Origin of the sequence: Streptomyces sp. NPDC051207, assembly GCF_040682395.1 — a bacterium.
Taxonomy (GTDB): domain Bacteria; phylum Actinomycetota; class Actinomycetes; order Streptomycetales; family Streptomycetaceae; genus Streptomyces.
Genome location: NZ_JBFBAX010000068.1, coordinates 1 through 4,823, shown reverse-complemented (window position 1 = coordinate 4,823; position 4,823 = coordinate 1). Strand labels below are relative to the sequence as shown.

Here is a 4,823-nt window from a genome sequence, read left to right as displayed (position 1 = left end):
GCTACGAGCGCAAGCCCGAGCACTTCCTCGCCTTCGCTGCCATCTCAGCCACCCTCATATGCCACCGTAGACTCACCAACTGAAATGGCCTCTAACAACCAGGAGCCTCGGACACCGTTCGGGGCTCCCAGCTCCGCCCTGGCTGAACCTCAGCCGACGGCGCGCCCTCAGCTTGGGAAGCTTGGGTGCTCTGGCCTCGTCTCCCTGGCTGACCTGCAGTGAAGCGGTGCCTGGGTCTGATCGGCCGTCGTACGACTCCCCGCTGTTCCCCGCACGATCTGGCACGCGTATGGCACGCCCTTCTGCCACCCTCCCGCGATCAATGCAGAGAATGAGGGAGCAGCGTGTGAACTTGCGTGGCATATTATGCGCATGGCAACCTACGCAGAGTCGGTGCGGCAGCTACAGCCTGTCATCCCACCGATCTTCAGCGCCCTTGAGAAGGGACTCAAGGGCGCCAACGAGCACCACACGAGCAACGGCTTGGTTCGGTCGGACGATCCTTGGCACTACGCCCACACGGCTCGGCGGATCGCCCTCGAAGAGCTACGGAGTCTGGGGCTTCAGGCTGAGACGGAAGATGGCCGGCCCTTGTACGCCATGTCGGGCCTGCTGCTCTTCTACAAGACCATGGCCGTGCGCATCCTGAGGCCTAGCGACGATGCTCGAACTGGCGGGGTGACCATCCCTCTACCTGGGCGTTCTAAGAAGCGGCAGGCGTTCTGGAGTCAGGATCCCGCGTCCGCGATCCCGGGCCTAGAGACAGACAACCTGCTGCTCCTTTGGAAGGACGACGCAGGTAAGTTGGTTGATCCGATGACGCTCGTGCGGCCTACTGGGGGCGGTCATCGGCGGAACAGCCTGCGCGTGGACTGGGTTGGCAAGCTCTCGCGGAGCATGGCCACACTTCGGGCAGCTGACCTGGATGAACTTGAACCGGACCAGCAGTACAAGCAGCTAGGAGACTAGGCGACATGATCCACGGCGAGCGCGTCAAGCAGGTGCGAGAGATGCACCAAATGACGCAAACTGAGCTCGCTGACGTGGTACCGGGGCTGTCGCAGTACCAACTGTCACGGATCGAGAAGGGTGGTACGCAGCCAGACGAGGAGACCGAGGCTCTTCTGGCTGCAACGCTCGGAGTCTCCGGTGACTTTTTTAAGCGTCAATCAGTAATAAACCTCGAAGCCCTTTCTCCTCAACTCAGGGCGCGCAACCGACTCACGCAACGCACAAAGAACGCCGCTATGCAGTGGGCGAAGCTCGTCTACGAGGAATACCAAAATCTGAGCTCTAGTGCTCGTTCAATTCCTTGTAGGATTCCATCAATGCACGGAGCTCGCCCGTCGGAAGCGGCCGCAAAGACGAGAGAGATTCTGGGCTTTACGCCTAGTGAACCGCTTCCCTATCTAATCCTCGCGATTGAGCGAGCAGGGATCACCGTACTAGGCCTTCCGTTTAAGACAGAAAACCTGGATGGCTTCTGTGCGTGGCACGGAAGTGAGCCCATAATTGCATTGCTTTCTGATATTCCCGGGGATAGGGTGCGATTCACTGTGGCCCACGAATTGGGTCACCTTGTGCTGCATGAGCCGGGACAGGCGGGCAGTGCGATCGAGGCCGAAGCGGATGCTTTTGCTGCGGAACTCTTGACGCCGCGTTCTGCATTGGCACAGGTGATGCCGATGCGCCCGACGCTAAGCTCACTCGCTATGCTCAAGACCCAATGGGGTGTGTCTATCAAGAGCTTGGTGCGCGGGGCCCGAGAGATCGGTGTGATCGATCAAGAGCGAGCGATTAGCCTGTACAAACAGATCAGTGCCCGCGGTTGGAATCGCCAAGAGCCCGGACATGTGCCACGCGAGAAGCCGCGCGCACTTAGAAAGCTAATGGAGATCCATTACGGTGATGGCTTGAGTACTACGGCTGTTGCGCGTGGCGCCGATTGGTCTGAAGAACTAGCTATGAAGGTTTTGGAGCAGCATGCTACAGCAGAAGAGCTGCCCCATGCCCCAATCCGTTCCGTATCCGACCACGGAAGTAATGTAATCCAGCTGCGTAGCCGTATCGCTTTCTAGCCAATTTGAGGGTTCCACGCAGTAGGCTGCAGTGGAACCCTCAAACGTCATGGCGTCTGCTGGCGGTACTCGGCCCACCACTGGTCAACAGGTTTCTCCTGCAGTGCTTGGCGCATGCAGTCCAACGCCTTAGACGAGTAACACCAGGTATGGAAGAACTGTTTTGCGAAATCTTCGCTCTCTTTGATTTGCAGTAGTTTAATCAGGGCCGTGGCCTGGTTGGTGGTAATTCTCAATTTCTTGGCAAGATCGCCGAATCGAAGGTTATAGTAATCCAGCTCCGAGACTCTTTTGACTGCAACTACGCTAGAGTCGGCTGATCCTTCAGGAACAAAAGTTACTGGGATTCCTTCGCGCTTCACTATTCGGAGATTTACGGAAGTTCCAGCTCCGTCGGCCTTGAATGCGACGGCCGCTATTCCCGGAAATAGTGTGCTGAGGTCGGTGACGCCTTTGCTGATTTGTTCACCAAGCTTGCGCAGTGCCGTTTCGCTTGGCTGCAGCTTCTCGCCCTTCATCGCACCATCGACAATGGAAAGTGCTCTAAGGCGAGCAGTCGCTTCCGCTCTACGACGTTTCCCTGGACTTAGGAGACGCGCAACTTCTTTGATCTCTTCCGTAAACAGAGAAATTGGATCCAAAGGGGCTACCGTGGCAATGGGCAGCACACGGTCAGGAAGTAGCTCATGCAGCGCCTCCTTGAACACCGATTTTAGGATATCGCGGTGCAGTGTTATCCCTGATTTTGCTTGCAGATACAAGTGTCCTTCGCTGATGTCGAGTAGATGATGCTGTGCCGCGTCGCGCAAGCCATTGATGGCCTGGAGCGCCAATGCTTGTTCCTCGTTGAGGAACTGGATAGCGGCTGTAGATAGTCCTCTGCGTACGCAGGCGTCGAATCCGATAGTGTTTTTCTCGCCCGGATCTCTGATCTTGCCACCGCGATGCAGGATGGCGGCTTTAAGAAGCATTTCAAATGAATGATCGAGGAGCATGAGAACGGCATCGGTGCGGCCCACGTCCCAAGGACGGTTGAAGTGTTCGATACTCAGGATCAGAGAGTTAAGGGATTTATGCTTGAGTAGTCTGGCCTCTTTCTTCATGTCGCATCTCGCCTCGCAGGTGCCTATTGAACCTCCTGTAACGTAGCTCACATCACATCTCGCGGAAAGTGCCTTGGTAGAGGAGGAGCCTCAAAAACTTCGTGAAGAGAGTCGATAAGGTCGGCGGAGCGGCTTTGGGCTGGAGCTGCTTTGGCGCGAGTGATCATGGCCCCGTAAGCTTCCGGCGCGTCGGGCAGTCTGTGGACCTGCCCGGTAAAGCACGACGTTGGGGCCATGATCTTCGAGGCTCGCGCCAAAGTGGCTGCGTAAAGCCGCGGAGCCGACCGTCCCAGCCACGAGGCATCCCTTCTCACGGCAAGCGGCTGCATGCTCTGCGCGCGGCACGGGCGCCGGCCGGGCTGGAGCGGGGCGGAGACAGGAGCGCAGGCCCGGCCGGGGGTCGGGCCGCGCGCGGGGAGCGGAGCGAGCCGCCTTGATGAAGTAGGGAAAGTTCTACCGCGCTCATGCTGGGTGTCGTCGTCGGTCGGTGCCTCCTCACGTGAGTAGGCAGACACTAGGCTTGTGTCGGCTACTCGACACGACGGCAGGAGAGTGCTCAACGGATGGGACCGAAGTCGGAGCGGGTCTACCGCACGATTCGTGAGTGGATCGCTACGGGCAAGTACTCGCCAGGTTCCAAGCTCCCGTCTGAGCGGACTCTGTCGGAGGAGCTGGAGATCGGCCGGACGGCCCTGCGTCAGGTGTTGGCCAAGCTTGTTGCCGAAGGTGTCGTTGAGGTTCACGGTCGTAGCTCCTACCGAGTGCCGGACCGGTCTGTGACGACCGAGGCGCCCGCCGACGTCGAGCCCTGGCAGATCCATGGCGAGCGGACGTTGTACGACAACCGCTGGGTGAAGCTGAGCCTCGTCGACGTCGAGCCGCCCGGGGTCGATCGCTTCGAGCATCATGTCGTCAGGCTCCACCATGTGGCCATCGCCGCGGTCATCGATGACCAGGACCGGGTGCTGATGATGTGGCGGTACCGCTTCGTCCCCGATGCCTTCGGCTGGGAGCTGCCCGGTGGCATCGTCGACCAGGGCGAGGAACCTCTTCAGACCGCGTTCCGGGAGGTCGAGGAAGAGACCGGGTGGCGGCCGAACGCCCTGGAGCATGTGGTCACGTACCAGCCCATGGTCGGCATGGTCGACTCGCCGCATGAGATCTTCGTCGGGCACGGAGCCAAGCTCGTCGGGGAGCCGACCGATCTGGAAGAGGCCGGCCACATCGCCTGGGTGCCTCTGACCGACATCCCCGGGTTGATGGCGCGGGGAGAGTTGATGGGGTCCGGCACCTTGGTCGCCCTACTTCATGTGCTGGCCTCGCGGGGTGCCGGCGCCTCGCCTACAAGCGCTGCATGAGCTGCTCGATGCGTCGTTTGTGACGCACTGACCTGGTCCGGCTCGCCACGAGTCGGGCTTGCCGCAGGTGCTTCTGCGCCTCGTCGTACTCGCGGCGAGCCAGGTGGGCTTGCGCCAGGTCGCAGCGGAGTCCCGCCGACGCCCTGATGAACGTGGGGTCGGCTGTTTCGAGTGCGCTGTAAAGGCTGTCCAGGATCCGGAAGGCGTCCACGTGTCCCTGCATGAAGGCTTCCTGGCCGGACGTGGAAAACACCCGGTGGACCGCCTTGCCCGAATACGACAGC

The 4,823-nt window shown here is 59.9% G+C and carries 4 protein-coding genes and 1 pseudogene; 3 read left to right on the top strand and 2 right to left on the bottom strand.

Features of this window, described 5'->3' with window-relative positions; all coding sequences use genetic code 11:
• Positions 1-372 precede the first annotated feature (372 nt).
• Both AB0M97_RS30600 and AB0M97_RS30595 read left to right on the top strand, forming a co-directional pair.
• Positions 373-969 (top strand): hypothetical protein, encoded by a 597-nt coding sequence (locus AB0M97_RS30600; protein ID WP_365964234.1) that lies wholly within the window; start codon positions 373-375, stop codon positions 967-969.
• 5 nt (positions 970-974) lie between these two features.
• Positions 975-2,078: an XRE family transcriptional regulator gene (locus AB0M97_RS30595; protein WP_365964233.1), complete on the top strand. Its 1,104-nt coding sequence runs from the start codon at positions 975-977 to the stop codon at positions 2,076-2,078.
• Between the two features lie 47 nt (positions 2,079-2,125).
• On the opposite strand, the gene AB0M97_RS30590 is transcribed toward AB0M97_RS30595, so the two are convergent.
• Positions 2,126-3,181, bottom strand: coding sequence for a DUF3644 domain-containing protein (locus AB0M97_RS30590; RefSeq protein WP_365964232.1), 1,056 nt, complete (start codon positions 3,179-3,181; stop codon positions 2,126-2,128).
• Positions 3,182-3,744: 563 nt separating this feature from the next.
• On the opposite strand from AB0M97_RS30590, the gene AB0M97_RS30585 reads away from it, so the two are divergent.
• Positions 3,745-4,539: a GntR family transcriptional regulator gene (locus AB0M97_RS30585; protein ID WP_365964231.1), complete on the top strand. Its 795-nt coding sequence runs from the start codon at positions 3,745-3,747 to the stop codon at positions 4,537-4,539.
• Here the strand turns inward: AB0M97_RS30585 and AB0M97_RS30580 are convergent.
• Positions 4,523-4,732 (bottom strand): annotated as a pseudogene (locus AB0M97_RS30580) (XRE family transcriptional regulator); the annotation flags it as partial. The gene AB0M97_RS30585 and the pseudogene AB0M97_RS30580 overlap by 17 nt on opposite strands.
• Between the last annotated feature and the right edge of the window lie 91 nt (positions 4,733-4,823).